This window comes from Sediminitomix flava (assembly GCF_003149185.1).
Lineage (GTDB): Bacteria > Bacteroidota > Bacteroidia > Cytophagales > Flammeovirgaceae > Sediminitomix > Sediminitomix flava.
Map to the genome: position 1 here is coordinate 94,528 of NZ_QGDO01000004.1, position 17,327 is coordinate 111,854.

General features: G+C 34.6%; 16 protein-coding genes. 12 read left to right on the forward strand and 4 right to left on the reverse strand.

Annotation, left to right across the window (positions count from 1 at the left end):
* The first annotated feature begins 31 nt into the window (after positions 1–31).
* Genes BC781_RS15915 through BC781_RS15925 form a run of 3 tightly spaced genes read left to right on the forward strand, consistent with a single transcriptional unit; the run spans position 32 to position 2,359 of the window.
* Positions 32–913 (forward strand): alpha/beta hydrolase, encoded by an 882-nt coding sequence (locus tag BC781_RS15915; RefSeq protein WP_109619575.1) that lies wholly within the window; start codon positions 32–34, stop codon positions 911–913.
* Between the two features lie 27 nt (positions 914–940).
* Positions 941–1,429 (forward strand): SRPBCC domain-containing protein, encoded by a 489-nt coding sequence (locus tag BC781_RS15920; protein WP_109619577.1) that lies wholly within the window; start codon positions 941–943, stop codon positions 1,427–1,429.
* Between the two features lie 24 nt (positions 1,430–1,453).
* A complete protein-coding gene (locus BC781_RS15925; protein WP_109619579.1) occupies positions 1,454–2,359 on the forward strand; it encodes a helix-turn-helix domain-containing protein in 906 nt (301 codons plus the stop codon).
* A 96-nt stretch (positions 2,360–2,455) separates the two neighbouring features.
* Here the strand turns inward: BC781_RS15925 and BC781_RS15930 are convergent, their stop codons facing one another.
* Together BC781_RS15930 and hemB are read right to left on the reverse strand one after the other, a co-directional pair.
* Positions 2,456–4,099, reverse strand: a complete 1,644-nt coding sequence (locus tag BC781_RS15930) for an FAD-dependent oxidoreductase (protein ID WP_109619581.1) — start codon at positions 4,097–4,099, stop codon at positions 2,456–2,458.
* Between the two features lie 224 nt (positions 4,100–4,323).
* Positions 4,324–5,304, reverse strand: coding sequence for a porphobilinogen synthase (gene hemB, locus BC781_RS15935; RefSeq protein ID WP_109619583.1), 981 nt, complete (start codon positions 5,302–5,304; stop codon positions 4,324–4,326).
* A gap of 136 nt (positions 5,305–5,440) precedes the next feature.
* On the opposite strand from hemB, the gene BC781_RS25505 reads away from it, so the two are divergent.
* The 5 genes from BC781_RS25505 to BC781_RS25670 all read left to right on the forward strand — a co-directional run bounded on the left by BC781_RS25505 (position 5,441) and on the right by BC781_RS25670 (position 8,187).
* The gene (locus BC781_RS25505) at positions 5,441–5,602 is read left to right on the forward strand and encodes a hypothetical protein (protein WP_158281501.1); all 162 of its coding nucleotides are present in this window, start codon (positions 5,441–5,443) and stop codon (positions 5,600–5,602) included.
* 134 nt (positions 5,603–5,736) lie between these two features.
* A complete protein-coding gene (locus BC781_RS15940; protein WP_109619585.1) occupies positions 5,737–6,843 on the forward strand; it encodes a lysylphosphatidylglycerol synthase transmembrane domain-containing protein in 1,107 nt (368 codons plus the stop codon).
* A gap of 82 nt (positions 6,844–6,925) precedes the next feature.
* Entirely contained in the window at positions 6,926–7,273 is a 348-nt protein-coding gene (locus BC781_RS15945; protein ID WP_109619587.1) for a hypothetical protein, read from the forward strand.
* Positions 7,274–7,350: 77 nt separating this feature from the next.
* Positions 7,351–7,674, forward strand: coding sequence for a DUF3467 domain-containing protein (locus BC781_RS15950; RefSeq protein WP_211323847.1), 324 nt, complete (start codon positions 7,351–7,353; stop codon positions 7,672–7,674).
* A gap of 312 nt (positions 7,675–7,986) precedes the next feature.
* Entirely contained in the window at positions 7,987–8,187 is a 201-nt protein-coding gene (locus tag BC781_RS25670; protein ID WP_109619592.1) for a hypothetical protein, read from the forward strand.
* 331 nt (positions 8,188–8,518) lie between these two features.
* Here BC781_RS25670 and BC781_RS15960 read toward each other — a convergent pair whose 3' ends face one another.
* Together BC781_RS15960 and BC781_RS15965 are read right to left on the reverse strand one after the other, a co-directional pair.
* Positions 8,519–11,023 carry a YfhO family protein gene (locus tag BC781_RS15960; RefSeq protein ID WP_109619594.1) on the reverse strand — a complete coding sequence of 835 codons (2,505 nt, stop codon included), beginning with the start codon at positions 11,021–11,023 and terminating at the stop codon, positions 8,519–8,521.
* Positions 11,024–11,099: 76 nt separating this feature from the next.
* Positions 11,100–12,281 carry a glycosyltransferase gene (locus BC781_RS15965; protein ID WP_109619596.1) on the reverse strand — a complete coding sequence of 394 codons (1,182 nt, stop codon included), beginning with the start codon at positions 12,279–12,281 and terminating at the stop codon, positions 11,100–11,102.
* 102 nt (positions 12,282–12,383) lie between these two features.
* Between BC781_RS15965 and BC781_RS15970 the strand changes: the two genes are divergently transcribed.
* The 4 genes from BC781_RS15970 (at position 12,384) to BC781_RS15985 (ending at position 16,935) form a co-directional block, all read left to right on the forward strand.
* Complete coding sequence (locus BC781_RS15970) at positions 12,384–13,739, forward strand: flippase (protein WP_109619598.1); 1,356 nt, start codon at positions 12,384–12,386, stop codon at positions 13,737–13,739.
* A gap of 1 nt (position 13,740) precedes the next feature.
* On the forward strand, positions 13,741–14,415 hold the full coding sequence (locus BC781_RS15975; RefSeq protein WP_109619600.1) for a class I SAM-dependent methyltransferase: 675 nt from the start codon (positions 13,741–13,743) through the stop codon (positions 14,413–14,415).
* A 4-nt stretch (positions 14,416–14,419) separates the two neighbouring features.
* Positions 14,420–15,355 carry a glycosyltransferase family protein gene (locus tag BC781_RS15980; RefSeq protein WP_109619603.1) on the forward strand — a complete coding sequence of 312 codons (936 nt, stop codon included), beginning with the start codon at positions 14,420–14,422 and terminating at the stop codon, positions 15,353–15,355.
* Between the two features lie 74 nt (positions 15,356–15,429).
* Positions 15,430–16,935: a S1C family serine protease gene (locus BC781_RS15985; RefSeq protein ID WP_245935624.1), complete on the forward strand. Its 1,506-nt coding sequence runs from the start codon at positions 15,430–15,432 to the stop codon at positions 16,933–16,935.
* The last annotated feature ends 392 nt before the right edge of the window (positions 16,936–17,327 follow it).

The following is a 17,327-nucleotide window of genomic DNA, read 5'->3' on the forward strand; positions in this document are numbered from 1 at the left end:
CTTTGTATTACCACAAAACAACTAAGAAATCATGTTTGGAAAAGCAATCTCAGATCTAATGATCAAACCCGGAAAATCACCTGTTTTTGAAACGCCTGATCAATTCGGATTAGACTACGAAGATGTAACTTTCAAAACAAGTGATGGCGTTACACTCTCAGGATGGCTGGTCAAGGGAAGCACAGACAAAGTCATCATCCAATCTCATTTTGGAGTACAATGCTCTCGCTGTGGATTTACGCAAGAAGGGAAAGGAATGATGAAAAATGCCCTTTGGACAAGCGATATTCATTTCTTGAACCAAGCCAAATACCTAGTAGAAGAGGGTTATTCTCTCTTGATGTATGACCTGAGAAATCATGGCAATAGTGGCAAAGGAAAAACACCTTGGGTCACTTGGGGCTTAGAAGAACGAAAAGATGTAGTAGCTGCTGTCAACTTCATTTCTAATCATGAGCAATATAGTGATGCCTCCATCGGACTTTTGAGTATCTGCATGGGAGCAGCATCTAGTACTTTTGCCTTTGGTTTGGAAGCAGAACTAAAAGCCAATCCAAAAGTCAAAACTATGATAGCCGTACAACCGCTTACATATGATTACTTTGTAAAAGCATTGGGTCTACCTTCATTCTTGGTCAATAGTGGTAACAAATACAACAAAAAAGAACGAAATGTAAGTCTTACCGGAGACTCTTTCTTGCCATATGTCAAAGATATTTCTGTTCCGACTTTAGTCATTCAAAATCAAAACGACCCGATGACAAATCTTGATATGGTCCAACAATATTTTGATAGCTTAACCGTCGAAAAAGAAATGTTGATATTAGACCTTGAAAAGAAAAGAGGAGCGGCCTATGATTGGCTAGGAAAAAATCCAGAAAAGATACGCACTTGGTTTGGAAAGTATCTGTAAAATAATTTAATACCAACTCAAAAAATCATGGATCTTCTAAAATCAAAATGGATGTTATTTATTGGTCTATTCTTCGCTGTCATCATTGTTCTCTTTCTCATAGGGAGAAAATCGGCAAATGCTGAAGTTTTCATCAATGCCAAGCCCGATAAAGTTTGGGGCATACTCATGAATACTGCCAAGTATAAAGATTGGAACACCGTCATGATTCCGCTAAAAGGAGACTTGAAAGAAGGAAATACAGTTACCTATGAATTCCACCAAGATGAAAAAAATAAATATGAAATTCCTTCAAAAGTCAAAAAAATTGAGACCAATAAACTACTCAACCAAGGCGGTGGGATGTCTGGAATCCTCACTTTTGACCATAAATATATTTTAGAAGAAAAAGATGGAGGTACAAAGCTCACTATCCATGAAGATTATAGAGGAATTGGGGTTCCATTTTGGAGTCCGAAGGCCGTTGAGAAAGCCTACCAAAGACTCGCCGAAGATCTCAAAAAAGCTGCTGAATAATGAATATTTAGATCAAGAAACAGGATGGGAAATATCATAGAAATAGAAACTGTCACACAGATCCATGATGCTTTGGGCTTAGAAAAACCAAAACATCCGCTCATCACAGTCATTCCTATGAGAGCACTCTCAAATTACAACTACGGTGATGCCACGTATGTGCTAGATTTGTATCAAATCAGTTTGAAAAGAGGTATACAAGGTTCTATAACCTATGGAAGAAACAAATATGATTTTCAAGAAGGAACCATGATTTTCTCCAAACCTTTTCAATCTATGACTTACGATGAAAATGAAGGAGTCGAAAGTGAAGAAGGTTGGTCATTATTCTTTCATCCAGACCTCATTCGGAAATCTGCACTAGGACAACAAATTGATAATTATTCCTTCTTTTCCTATGATGTTCATGAAGCGCTTCACCTTTCAGAAATTGAACGAAGAAGCTTAACAGAACTCGTACTTAAAATTGAGGATGAATACAATCAAAACATTGATAGGCATAGTCAAGAATTAATCATTGCCAACATAGAAATGATATTGAGATACTGTACCCGATATTTTGATCGACAGTTTTATACCCGTACCAACCTCAATAAAGATGCTATTTCACAATTTGAACAATTGCTAAAGGAATATTATCAGTCAGAAAAGCAGCTAGATTTAGGTGTCCCAAATGTAAAATACTGTGCAACAGAATTGAATATGTCTTCGCATTACCTTAGTGATCTTTTGAGAAAGGAAACAGGTAAAAGTGCTCAAGAACATATTTATAATTTCTTGCTCAATCGCGCTAAAACTATGTTACTGGGTTCTCAAAATTCTGTAAGTCAGATTGCATATGATTTGGGCTTCGAGTACCCTCAACATTTCAGTAAACTTTTCAAATCAAAAACAGGCATGAGTCCTGCTCAATACAGAACTGTCGATTGAATAAAGCTATCTACAACGCTTTAGTCAAAAAGAAAGACTTGCTCTTCTCTATATCGGAGAAAAACAAGTCTTTTATATTTCTGCAAATCCTATTTCTTAATTATTGACAGCATCCCACATCGTGAATCCACCAGCAATGTTTGATACATCCTCAAAACCATTGTGAGTAAGTATTAGAGAAGCTAAATACCCTCTAAGTCCTTTTGCACAATAAACATAAGTTGGTTTAGCTGGGTCAAGCTCTTCCATGCGTTCTCTCAATTGATCTAGAGGAATATTGATAGAGTTTTCTACTTTGCCTTTCATCTCTAGTTCTTTCGGATTACGCACATCCAAGATTTGGATATCACTACCATTACCAAAGATTTCTGCAGCTTCAGTTACTGAAACTTCTTTGTGCTTACCATTCATGCTATTTGCTGCCACATAGCCAGCTACTGCCACAGGGTCTTTTGCTGGAGAATAAGGAGGCGCATAAGCGAAATCAATATTTGGAAGATCTTCAATGGTCAATTTCGCATAGATTGCTGTAGCAAGTACATCAATACGTTTATCGACACCTCTTTCACCGAAACCTTCTGCACCATAAATTCTTTTGGTTGTCGGGTCAAAGTAAATTTCCAAGACCATATCTTTAGGATCTGGATAAAAACCTGGTGTTGTTCCACTGATGATTAGCGTAGAATGGAAAGGCATATTTTTCGCTTTTAGTGCCTTTGGTCCCATACCTGTTCTAGCAATCGTATAGTCAAACAATTGCATGATAGTCGTTCCATAGGCTCCTTTGAAAGTCTCGTTGCCACCAGCCGCATTTGCACCAGCTGTTCGCCCTCCTTTGTTGGAGTGAGTTCCTAATGGGAACCAAGCATGTTCGTCTGTGATTTGGTTCGGAATACTCGCACAGTCACCTGCCGCATAGATATCTGGAAGCGTTGTTTCCATACGCTCATTCACCACTAATGCGCCATTTCCAATATATTCAGCACCTTTAGCCGTTAGCATCTCTGTGTTAGGACGTACGCTAATTCCGATAATCATATATTCAGATTCAAGTACAGTTCCATCACTCAAATTGATGTTTTGAGTTTCTGGGTCAATACTTTGAACCATTGTATTCAATTTTAGGTCTACACCACCTTCTGTAAGAACCTTTTGTCCCATAGTAGCAAACTTGCTATCCCAAGGACCTAATATTTGAGGACCTGCTTCAACAACAGTTACTTGTTTTCCTTTCAATAATAAGTTTTCAGCTGTTTCAAGTCCTATAAGACCAGCCCCTACAATCGTGATTTTATTTACTTTTTCAAGAACACCTGAAGTATAAACTCTATCAAAATCTTCGATTGTCTTGGCAAATGCCCAATTGTCTGTTTTATCAAGATTCTCGATTGGAGGAAGTATAGAATGTCCTCCTGTAGCAAAAATCAATTTATCGTAATGGTATTCTCCTTTTGCAGTAAGCACTTTTTTCTCTTCAGGAATAATTTCGTTTACTGCTTCATTCAACTTCACCTCTATGCCAAAACGGTTTTCAAGCAATGCAGGCTTTACAACCATCAATTTATCTCTGTCTTTAATTTTTCCTGAAAGTGCATAAGGAATACCACAAGTGGCATAACTGATATTTGCTGTTTTTTCAAAAAGAATAATTTCAGCATCTTCATTTACTCTTCTTGCTTTTGCAGCTGCTGAAGGTCCTGCTGAAAGTCCACCTACGACTATGATTCTTTGCTTTTTCATCTCTTTGTTAGATAATTGTGTAAAACAGTGTTTTTGTTTGTTAGTGATACAAATATACGTGACCTCAATACTTATGAACAAATAATCATATCAATATATATGAGTTATGTAACCCATGTTACACATAATCGCTTATTTATACTTGATTCATTTACAAGTCTTAACACAAAAAAGCTCCGAACCTTTCGGAACGGAGCTTAATTATCTATCGATGTAGAAAAGAATTACTTTTGTTGGAGTTGGGCAAACTCTTTTGCGAAGTAAGTAAGAATAGCATCTGCTCCAGCTCTCTTAAAGCTCAAAAGCATTTCTACCATACATTTTTCACCGTCTAACCAACCTTTTTCAGCTGCAGCTTTAATCATTGCATATTCGCCACTCACGTTGTAAGCTGTGATCGGAATATCGAAACTCTCTTTCAATGCTCTGATTACATCCAAATATGGGAGTCCTGGTTTTACCATCATGAAGTCTGCTCCTTCTTGATAGTCCAATTCAGCCTCAATCATAGCTTCAGTTACATTGGCAGGGTCCATCTGGTACGTCTTTTTATCTCCTGATTTTGGAGCTGAGTCTAAGGCATCACGGAAAGGTCCATAGAATGCACTAGCATACTTAGCAGTATAAGACATGATCGATACATTTGTGAAGCCATTTTCGTCTAGTGCTTCTCTGATGTAGCCAATTCTACCGTCCATCATATCTGAAGGTCCGATGATATCGGCTCCAGCTTCCGCTTGTGCTACAGCCATTTTACCTAGAACTTCAAGCGTTTCATCATTTAAGATTTCACCGTCTTTTACGATTCCATCATGACCGTCTGAACTATATGGATCCATAGCCACATCTGTCATGATACAAGCTTCTGGAAACTTTGTTTTCATCTCTCTGATTGCTGTAAGGTAAAGTCCTTCATGATTCCAGCTTTCAGTTGCCATTTTATCTTTCTTTGCATCATCGATGGCAGGGAAAAGACAAAATGTACGGATACCTAAGGCTAAAGACTCTTCGATTTCTTTCAATAAGCTTCTTAGGGTATGACGAAAAATACCTGGCATCGAGCTTACTTCTACTTTTTCTTCGCCATCTCCTTCAATCAAGAATAGCGGATAAATTAGGTCATTTACCGAAACGCTATTTTCTGCAACCATATCACGAATAGCTGCTGATTTACGATTTCTTCTTGGTCTGCGTATATTTAACATGAAAGTGCCTGATTTTTAAATTGAATCTGTCCTCTAAATGTTAGGATATCACAAATGTAGGTCATATCCTTTTAAAATCAAGTGAGACCTTTTTACATTTGCATAGATTAGATCTAAGTCATTAAACCGAATACGGATGACCCGAATTTTTTATTTTACATTATTTCTCGCTTTAGGTTATGCCTGTTCCATTCCCCCTGAAGATAGTCTTCAGCAAGAAGAGGTTATTAAAGAGAAAAACTACCTTGAGCAAGGCGGTGCAAGCAATCAAGATATTGCGATTGAAGTAATGAGATAAAGTGAATCCTAACTGAATTTTTAGTGAAGCTTTATCTTTTTACCGTTCAAAGTCTTATTTTTCGATTTAATTGATTGAATATTCTAAGCAAAAGTAATTCTGGTCTGTAATGGACCTTAAAATCAGAAACTTCAATGGATCAGAAATCTGAGAAAATGCTCAAAGAGTTGAGCCCTCGTAAAATTGTCATTCCTATTTTAGTGGGGCTTGCAGTGATGGTGTATCTATTTTATAGCAGTTCAAAAGACATCTCCGCTGAAGATTTTGAAAAGATTAAAGAGAATATCATCAATGTGAATATTTGGTGGGTCATTTTTGCCGTTTTAGTCCTATTCCTCAGAGACTTTGGCTATATGTACCGAATCCGTAATCTCACCCACAAGCACCTCAATTGGGTCGCTAGTTTTTATGTCATCATTCTATGGGAATTTGCTTCTGCTGTCACTCCTTCCGTTGTTGGAGGTACTGCTGTCGCTGTTTTCATTCTTAATAAAGAGAAAATTCCTTTCGGAAAATCAATCGCTTATGTCATGCTCACTGCAGTGCTTGACAACCTCTTTTTTGTTGTAGCCTCTACTTTGGTCATACTATTTATGGGAACAGATATTTTCCCAGATAATAATCATAGTATGATGCTTATGGGTTATCAATTGAATTTAGAGCAGATTTTCTTAGTTAGTGTGTCTCTTATCGCCATCTATACCCTATTTATGGGTGGAGCACTTTTCTTTGCACCAAAAGCATTCAAACGTATTTTGATTGGTCTTACCTCTTTGCCATTTCTGACAAGATGGAGAGAAAGTGCTGTTCAGAGTGGAAATGACATGATTATCGCATCGGAACAACTGAGAGGACAAAAAATAAGCTATTGGTTAAAAGCAGTGATTTCTACTTTAGTGATTTGGTCTGCTCGTTATTTGATGCTGAATTGCCTTATCAATGCATTCTTACACGTAGACCTCACTCAAGGAAACTGGGATGATTGGTATCAACAAGCCATTATATTTGCTCGTCAAATAATCATGTGGATTGTGATGCTGATTTCGCCTACGCCTGGTAGCTCTGGTACTGCTGAATATTTCTTCCAAAGTTTCTTTGATGAGTTCTTCACAGCTCCTGGTTTAGTACTTGTCGTGGCTCTATTCTGGCGTCTGTTTACATACTATGCATATCTGATCTTCGGTGCTATTGTTCTTCCGAATTGGGTAAAAAGGGTGTTTTATAAAAAACGCACTTCCTAAACAGATTTGATGTTCTCCTAGTTGATAGATGGTATTTAGAATAAGAATTGTATAAAAGGTAAAAGACCATAACATAGAAATTATGACTTCAAAACTAAACGAAAACGAAAAACCAATAGCAGGTAAAAGCTTCTTGAGTGATGAACTTGCCCAATTTTTAATAGGTAAAGATCTTTTAGCGGCTGATGAAAGCAGACTTCTTTATTTGCACAGAGAACATAATATTCCTGTAGATAAACTTATTACAGCTTATCAGAAGCAACAAGAACTGATTGAAAAGTATAAGGAAGATTTTATTGAAGATGAATCTCCTGAAATAGAAGAGGAAGTACCTCCTATGATTATAAAATTAGTGAACCCTCTTATTGTGGAAATGTACACCTCAGAAGAGCAGTTAGCTACTTATATCATAAAAAGAGAATCTGAATAAAGATTAGAATTAGATCGTAGGATTCCCGATCAAACTTTTTAATTTGTATTTGAAGTAAAAACTAAAAACCAATTATCATGGAAAACGATCCAAATAAAGATAAGCAGAACCAAATCAATATAGAACTTTCTGAAGAAGTAGCTGAAGGAGTATATGCAAACCTTGCAATGATTGCACACTCAAACAGTGAATTTGTATTAGATTTTATCCGCTTGATGCCAGGTGTACCAAAGGCAAAAGTAAAGTCTAGAGTAATCTTGACTCCAGAACATGCGAAAAGACTTTTGGGAGCTTTACAAGATAATCTTAAGAAGTATGAAGAGCAGTTTGGGCCTGTAAAAGGGACACAAGAAGCACCTAAGTTTCCCATGAATTTTGGTGGAACAATGGGAGAAGCATAATACTTGTCTAGAAAAATAATAACATAGTACACATCGAGACTCTATACTTTATAGGGTCTCTTTTTTGTTCCGTAAATATTTATACTTTGAAAGTAAACATTAAAAAAATATAATTTCTAATTAACTCCTTATCTAAATATTTTCTTAAAAAATACTTGTCGTTAACACTTATAGACATTTAATTTGTAATATACGCTGAAGAGAAAGACAATATTTAATAACAACCTGTATGTCAGTTAAATTCATTTTTGATTTAATTGATTTTAGGATACGAATTCACAATAGTGTTTGTGAATGCATTTCAATTAGATAATGAGAACTTACAAAGGGATTTTATTAATTTTATTTATTATCCTAACAACAATTGCTTCAATAAATACAAAATATGATCTTAGACCTAAGAAAATAGAAAGAGGTGAAAAGTCTGTATACCTTGAAGATAGTGTTAGTATAAGCAATCAAGTTTTAACAATATTTGATTCTATCGGATTAATGGATGATATAGAAAAGTAGTATTTTTATCATTCATGAATCAAAATCTTTTATTTTTTTAGCTGTACTACAAGGTTTGAAATATTTTTTGGATGGTGGTGTTTTTTTAGCTTTGATCTTCGTCTTGTTATTATGTACAAATCAATTTTTTTAGCTTTTTTATTTTTAAAAAAGCTCAAGAAATCAGATACAACTTAGCTACTCAACTACCAGATTATATTGGTAAATCAATACGATGAGTTGAACCACTCTACAATTAATTTCGCATTTATACTTATATATTATACTATACAAAAAATCCCTACTGACTAAACCTCAGTAGGGATTTTTAGAATCTTACTATTCCTATTCCTTATTTCTTTTCTACTCTTTGTTTGACACTCAAACCAGCTGCAATCAAGAAAATAAGAAGCGATAAATACGATGCCGCATATGAAACTTTCGATCCAGCCACAAATGAACTTGGGTTGAAATCGAAAGTAATTTCATGCTTTCCTGCAGGAACTTCTAAAGCTCTCAACACATAGTTTACTCGCTTCATGTCTACTTCTTTACCATCTATTTTTACTTCCCATCCTTTCGGGTAATAGATTTCTGAGAATACTAAAAGTCCATCATTAGCATTTGAAGTCGAGTATGAAATATGACGGTTATTGAAACTGTTTAAAGTTGCAGTTGCTACCCCGTCTACATTATAGCTTGTTTTTGAAAGTTCAAACTTACTTTCGTCAAGAACAGCTTCTTTTTTTACATCCAACTGCCCCAATGCTGCGATTTCTTCATCAGCAAATTGTACGGTCTTTACTGACTCAACAAACCAAGCATGTCCCATTGCGTGTGGGTTCAAGATCACATCTTTTGCATTATTCCCTGCCTTCAAATATTTCGCATTAAGCATATTGATAGCCGGTAAATCTGCAGGAATTTGTCCTTGTTTTAAGCCATTGAATAATTTCATTTGTTCTGGCTGAAGCTCTCTTTCTATCAAATCCTGATACCTACGCATTTTTGCTGCAAAATATCCTCCAATAGATTTATGGAAATAAGATGTATTTGCCTCATTGAATGGATTACCTGCGATATTCAGAACTCGGTAGTTAGGGTCTTTATCTTTAAGAATTTCTTTATCTGCGGCAGTTTTCACATGACTTTTCTTTTGTCTAGTTTTTACAAAATCACTGTCATTTAAATACCTTTTAGATACTCCCCAAACATCTCCTACAGCCAACAGACCTACTACAACCAATACAATATTTGCACTGATTTTTTCTTTTATGTATAAGAAGATCGCTACAAAAGCTAAAGCAATAAGAACAACTGATCTGATTGCATCCGTTCTTATGAAAGAGACACGCTCAGCTGCTATTCCATCCGTAAATGCACCGATCACTCTCGCATCATTTGTACCTAACATTCTTTGGAAAATAGAAGCATCTTGAGCTCCGTGTGTGTTCATCATTCCAGCAGTTAGGAATATCAATAAAGCTACACCACCCGAAGCACCCAAGGCACAAAGAAGCTTTTTAAGATCAACTTGTTCTCTTTCTTTGATCAGTTTATCCAAACCTAATGTTCCTAATAAGCACATCACTAAACAAGCCACTCCAAGCGCCATTGCTACAGTTCTGAATTTATTGAAACCAGGGAAGTAATCGAATAAAGTATAATTGAACCATTGTAGATTGTTACCCCAAGAAATCATTGCCATTAGGATTATTGAAGCAATCATCCACCAACGAGTCTTATTTTCCATCAGTACAACACCTAAAGCAAAAAGGAAACACATTACCGCTCCTAAGTAGATTGGGCCAGCAGTAAAAGGCTGATCTCCGAAGTACAAAGGCAATTTAAAGTTTGGATCATTCACCAATCTGCTAGCCTGTTGCTTGCCTGCTACTTGCTCTAAAGCTTGTGCCATTGGCCCGTCTGGGCTAATACTTTCTTGGCTACTACTTCCATAGAAATTAGGGACTAAAAGTGTCAAAGACTCTAACTTTCCTTCACTCCAACTGAAGGCGTAATCTTTGTCTAATCCATCTTTTCCTAAATCCTGTTTATTTCCGTCTAATGGAGTCAACTCTCTTTTTCCACGAATGGAGTACTCACTATATTCTTGCGTAGTCCAAATCTTATACGTTTGGGTTGCAGCACCCAACAAAACAGCTCCTAACATCACTGGAGCTATTTGCGTCATAAACTTCTGAACAGTTCCTTTTTTGTAGGCAAAATACAATTCACTGAATGCATAAATTGCGCAAACAAAAATCAGATAATATGTAATTTGCAAGTGATTCGCTCTAATTTGAAGTGCAAGCCCTAACGATAAAACTCCTGCTCCAAGTAGTATTTTCCGATCGAAAAGAAGTTTCATTCCTCCTAAAACTAGACAAGCAAATGCAGTTGCCCACATTTTTGTCATATGCCCAGCCTCAATACTACTGATATAGAAAGCATTAAAAGCAAAAACGACCGCACCAATGATTGCCACCCACGGATTTATCCTAAAACAAAGTGCCATTAGCCAAAAACAAAGCATAAGGCAGAATACAGTAGCTGGAACTTCATGGGCTGTATGTAAAAAACCATTTAATGTAAGAAAGATATATTGTAATGGATCATTCTGGATCGAGCTAAATAGATACTCTGGAAATCCGCCAAACATTGCAACATTCCATAGGGCTACTTCACCTGATTCTTTTGCAAATTCTTGAGACAAGTGGCTCATACCCTCAAATTGTACTAGATCACTTTGAGGTAGCTTTTTACCATCCAAAATTTCTACATTAAAATATGCGATGGTCACCAAGAAAAAAATGGGTATAGCTACCCAATATGGTATAGTTTTCTTAAAATTCATTTTCTAAAAGGCTTAGTATTTATTGCTAAGATAAATGCAATATTCTTATGATTTAATGCTTTAAGATCTTTTAAAATTATAATAATAATTGCTGATATGCTTCAATCATCTGGTCTTTTGACCAAGATTTTCTAATATTTTCGGCATTCTCATATCCTAATTCTCGAAGTTGTTCAATTGGAATCTTAAGACATTGATCAATAGTTTCATTCAAACTATCTGCATCATTATTTTTAAATGTTAATCCATTATTTTCGTCAATGACTTCTTTACTACCTCCTGTGTCACTACCTACAACATACATTCCTGCAGCCATACCTTCTAAAGCAACAAGACCTAATGCTTCCATTTTAGAAGGGAAAATCAATACATCTGCTTTATTATAGATTTTATTCATCTCTATAGGATTATAAGTAGGTCTAATTAATTCTTGATTTTCAATCCCTTCAACTTTATCTCCTACTGTAATCAACTTAAAGTCTCCATTAATCTTAGAAGCAACTTTTCTAACTAAATCACTTCCCTTAAAAGGGTTTGGGGAATTAAAAAAAAGTAAACTAGTTTGTTCTGATATTCTTTGATTTAGATTAAAAAATACCTCAGTATCTATTCCATTTCTAATTACTCGAATATCAATATTTGAGTGAGCAGTAAATGACTCTTTAAAATCTTTTGCAATCCATTTCGAAACAGCTACAAAAACTATCTTAGGACTGTTTTGATAAATATTTTTTTTACGTTTTAGAAATTGACTTCGAAAATCTAAAATAGGATGTTTTAATGGGTAAATTTTATTAAAAGGTGTATTAGAATTTCCGTTCTTAAAATTTTTATTTTCCATGGTGTGTGCTTCACCACCAGTCATACACCACATATCGTGAAGAACCCAAATTACTTTTTTTTCTTCACTGATCTTTTCAAGTGTTTTTAAATCAAAATATCCTCCATGTACATTATGTATAAATATACAATCAGCCTCAGTGTACCAAAGGTTATTTTTTAGGAATTTCCAAGTACCATGAATATCATACAAAACTCCAAAATCTGAGAAAATTGTTCTTTTAAAAGCTCTATATAAAATAGAATCTATACCTTCTAGAAAGTAACTTATAAGACTCCTTTTGAAAGTTTTAATATTTGAATCAGTTCTATGCTTTATTTTTACAAGCATCTTACCGCCAAATTCTTGCATTAGGCTATAAGCTATATTTTCAGCTCCTCCATGTTGATCAGATGTATTAATGTGAAGAATTTTCATGATAGATAGAGGTATCCAAATCTACAGTTATGCTAACTTTGATCTATTAATACTTCAATTGTTAGTTTATCAAGTTGTAGAATAGGACTAAAAAGTTGATTAGTGATACACAAATTAAAGAAGATATTTAATAAAAATACGCCTAAAAGCGACACATTTAGGCTCATTGGTAATATTAATTGGCTTGCATTAGATCGTATTGTCCGTATGGGAGGTGGGGTTTTTGTAAACGCCGCAGTAAGTCGGTATTTAGGTCCTGAGTCCATGGGTAAATGGGATACGGCATTAGCATTTATGGGCGTTTATGTAGTATTTTCTGCTTTAGGAAGTGAAAGAATCCTTACAAGAGATCTAGTCGATGCTACTGAAAATAAAAAATCAGAAATTCTAGGAACAGCCGCGATCACAAGAATTATTTCATCTCTTGTTTTCTCAATTATTTGTGCATTTTCAATTCTATTTCTAAATACAGATGATCCTGAACAAGTTACTGTAGGAATAATTATCTCGATCGGAATATTTTTTCAGGCAGCAGATATTATCACCTATTTCTATCAAGCAAATCTATTATCTAAAAGAATAGTACAAACTAAGACTATTGCTTTTATAGTTTCTTCAGTTCTAAAACTAATATTGATTTACCTCAATGCAGAGCTAATTGCTTTTGCTAGCACTTACCTCATAGAAGTGGGATTATCCTCTATTCTTTTGTTAAGAATGTATCAGAAGAATGAAAATAGAGGTATAAGATCTTGGACTTTTTCTTTTATAGAAGCTCAAAAGCAACTCAAAGAAGGTGGGCCATTATTAATTTCTGGTTTGGCTTATATGATTTATGTTAGAGCTGATCAGTTAATGATTGGTGAGATGCTAACGAAAACAGATGTAGGGGTTTATAGCAGAGCGATTAAGCTTTATGAAATTCCGATGGCGATTTATGGAATCTTTGCAACAACTCTATTTCCTAAACTTACTAGTCTTTTCAAAGACGATGAAAGACGTTTCATGGAAGGCTATAAGTTGAGTGCTACTTTAATGACCTTCATAGCTTATCTTGGAGTTATTGTTACTTGGTTAGTTGGCCAATATGTTATTCTAGTACTGTATGGAGAACAATACTCTGGAGCAATCAAAGTCTTAAATGTATTAATGATTGGTATTGTTTTTTTATACAATGCAGGGCAAAGAGGAAATTATTTATTATTAAATGGACTCTATAATATTATTATTATAAATGCAGTATTATCTGCAGTATTGAATATAGTTCTGAACTATTATTTGATTCCAAAATATGGTATTTTAGGGGCTGCTTGGGCTTCTGTGATTACACAATTTTTTGTTCTGGAACTAAGTAACCTATTTTTCAAGGGGACTAGAAATATTTTTTATATACAGCTTAAAGCACTTTTTCTTATTCATATTCATAGATATATCTATCAGATAAAAAACAAAATATAATATGGTTAAACTAATTCAGACTTTTTTTACTCCTATAGTGGGAAAAGATCGAGCATGGAGATTTAGTATTATGCTAAAAGCATTTGGAGATGTATTCTTCTACAAGAAAAGTTTTTTTAGCGAGATAGGCTGGCTAAAAGCTTATGATCAAAAGATACCTGTGGATAACAATAACAATCCACTACCTTGGGTGACGTATAGTTTTATCGATTTTGTAACACCAAGATTAGATAAACGTTTCAATATTTTTGAATATGGTTCAGGTTACTCCACTTTATATTATTCAAAATATGTGAATAAGGTGTATTCAGTAGAGCACGATAAAGAATGGTATGAGGGAGTTAAAGACCAGATGAGAGATAATGTTGAATTACATTATGTCCCCCTATCAGAGGGAGAGAAATATGTGTCTAAATCATCTCAAGAGGAACCGTTTCAACTTGTTATTGTAGATGGTCGAAGACGAAATCTATGTCTGGAACATGCTTTAGAGGTAATTACAGAAGATGGTGTTATTGTATTAGATGATTCTGAAAGAGACAAATACAAGAAGGGTAAAGATCTTCTTATAGAGAAAGGATTCAAGGAAATTACATTTACAGGTATCGCTCCTGGAATGTTTTTAAATAAATCTACTACAATCTTTTATAGAAATCAGAATTGTTTAAATATTTAGTAAAATGGAGTACGCGCCTATAGCACTTTTTGTCTATAATAGACCAGACCATGCTTTGAAAACGCTTGAGGCTTTGTCCATTAATCAAGGCGCTGAAAAGTCAAAATTATACATTTTTGCTGATGGTCCTAAACAAAATGTAAATTCAGTTGATCTAGATAAAATACAACAGACTAGGACCACTATTGAAAAAAAGAAATGGTGTGGCGAAGTAGAAATCATCTATTCTGAAAAAAATAAAGGATTAGCAAAATCTATTACGGAAGGAGTAAATCTACTATTAAATAAGTATGGAAAAATCATTGTCCTTGAAGATGACATTGTAACATCACAAGGTTTTCTGTCATTTATGAATAATAGTCTTTCATACTATGAAAATGAAGAGAAGGTAATGCATATTGGTGGTTTTTTACCTCCAAATCAGAAGTTAGCTTCTACCTTAGAAACACCTTTTTTCTCTCCTTTTATGAGCTGCTGGGGATGGGCCACTTGGAAACGAGCATGGGATAAAATTAATCTAAATGAAAATGAACTACATCAGTACCTTCAAGACAACAATTCTTTTAATGAATATAACTTAGATGGGACTCTAGAATTTCATAAACAACTTGAAGATAATATTTCTGGTAAAATTTCAACTTGGGCAATAAAGTGGTATTCATCTATTTTTATTGAAAAAGGTTTATGCCTATACCCTCATCATTCTATGGTTCAGAATATTGGTCAAGATGGTAGTGGTGTACATAGTGGTACCATGTACTACAATCCTTACTACATCGAAAAGCTATTAGAATCTGAGACTATACCTTCTAGTCTTTTAATAGAAGAGTCTCAAGTTGGTAGAGAGTACTTAAAGTCATTTTATAATAATCTCAAGAAAAAAAGTTTCAGACGTTATATGATTAAAGCATTTAATAAAATTCAAACACTTTTAAAGTAGTTGCTGTCAAATTATTCATTTGCTAACATTTTCAGTTAAAAGACGTATTATCTCTAGTACATTTTTTTAAGCATATGAAAAAGTTACTTCTAACATCAATTATAGGATTAGCATCAGGAATAGCAGGAGCCTTCATTTTTAATGTGCTCCACCAAAATCAAGACAATATCTTACCATACGAAGTCAACTTGAGCAATACAAAATCAAATGTTGATCCTAATATTATTCAATTAGCTAATCGGATTAATCAGCTAGAAAATTCCAGCTTTACCTCCAATAATAATCCCAAAGGAGGAAAATCTCTTCCCCTTAACTTCATCAAAGCATCTGATAATAGTCGTAAATCAGTTGTTTATATAAAAACTTATGAGAAGAATCAGTACCGAAGACAATCTTGGGCTGATCTATTCTTTGGAGGCAGAGGCCAGACCTATGAAAAAAATATGCAAATGGGTTCGGGTTCGGGTGTAATTTTCTCAAACGATGGTTTTATAGTAACCAATAATCATGTCATTAAAGGTGCTGATAAAGTTGAAGTTATTTACAACAGAAGAAGCTATGTGGCAAAAGTAATTGGAGTAGATACATCATCGGATATTGCACTGATAAAGATAGAAGAAAACGATATGCCAGCAATTACGATTGCTAGCTCTAAAGATTTGGCTGTGGGTGATTGGGTATTGGCTGTCGGAAACCCATTTAATCTTACCTCGACAGTTACGGCAGGTATCGTAAGTGCCAAAGGAAGACGTATTAATATTATGAAGGATATGTTTCCTTTAGAATCTTTTATCCAAACGGATGCAGCGATTAATCCAGGAAACAGCGGTGGAGCTTTGGTAAATGTTCATGGAGAATTAGTGGGTATAAATACGGCTATTCTTTCTAGAACCGGCTCTTATGCAGGTTATGGATTTGCTGTTCCGTCAGATATTGTAGCCAAAATTGTGAATGATCTAAAGCATTATGGTGCAGTACAGAAAGCTTTTCTTGGTGCTGAAGTCTTAGAAGTGAATGAGGAAATTTACAAAAAATTAAGTCTTCCATCTATTGAAGGAGTAGTACTTACAAAAATACAACAGGGAGGAGCTGCCGAAAAGTCGGGGATGAAAACTGGAGATCTTATTATAAGTATAAACAATTCTCCAATTCAAGATCAAGCCATGTATAATGAGTTTCTTAGCTATCACAACCCTGGTGATGAGATAGAACTATTATTTTATAGAGACAAAGAATTAAAACGTAAATCCCTTACCCTTACCAATATTGATGGTACTACTGATATTGCGAAAAAAGAACTTTATGAGGCTGAAAATATTGGTGCCATTTTCGAAAGCTTACCTACTCTAGAAAAATCTAAGCTAGGATTAAAATCGGGGATTAGAGTCAATAAAATTGAGAGAGGAGGATTGATCAATCGAATGAGAATAAAAGAAGGTATGGTCATTATCTCTGTGAATAATTATCCGATTAATCGCCCCGAAGACTTTACTTATATCTTAGAAAGGGTTCAAGGTAGAGTACTGATTGAAGTGATGACAAATTCTGGTAGAGTTACGAGTTACTTATACTCTTTCTAAGAAAAATATCATAAAGAATAAAAAAGCAATCAGCCTAATTAGACTGATTGCTTTTTTATTTATAACTTATAAATGATTAAACTAGAAATAGTTTTTATTTAAAATAAGTGTCAACAAAACAACCTTTATAGATATAGGTTATCCATAGAGGACTTTTTCAAATGAGATTCTTCAAATAAACAAGTCACTCACTTATAGAGCCTTAAAGTCTAATCCTTATAATCATTTTAAGGATAGGTATAATTTTTGGGAGATAATTGGTGTATTATATACTGATTCATTCAAAACACTATCTGAAGTAACAGTACACATGATCTATAATCATTTCAAACGTGGCTAATTCTATTTACTTCTAAACTTTAATTCCATAAACAACTATTTGAAATACTCCC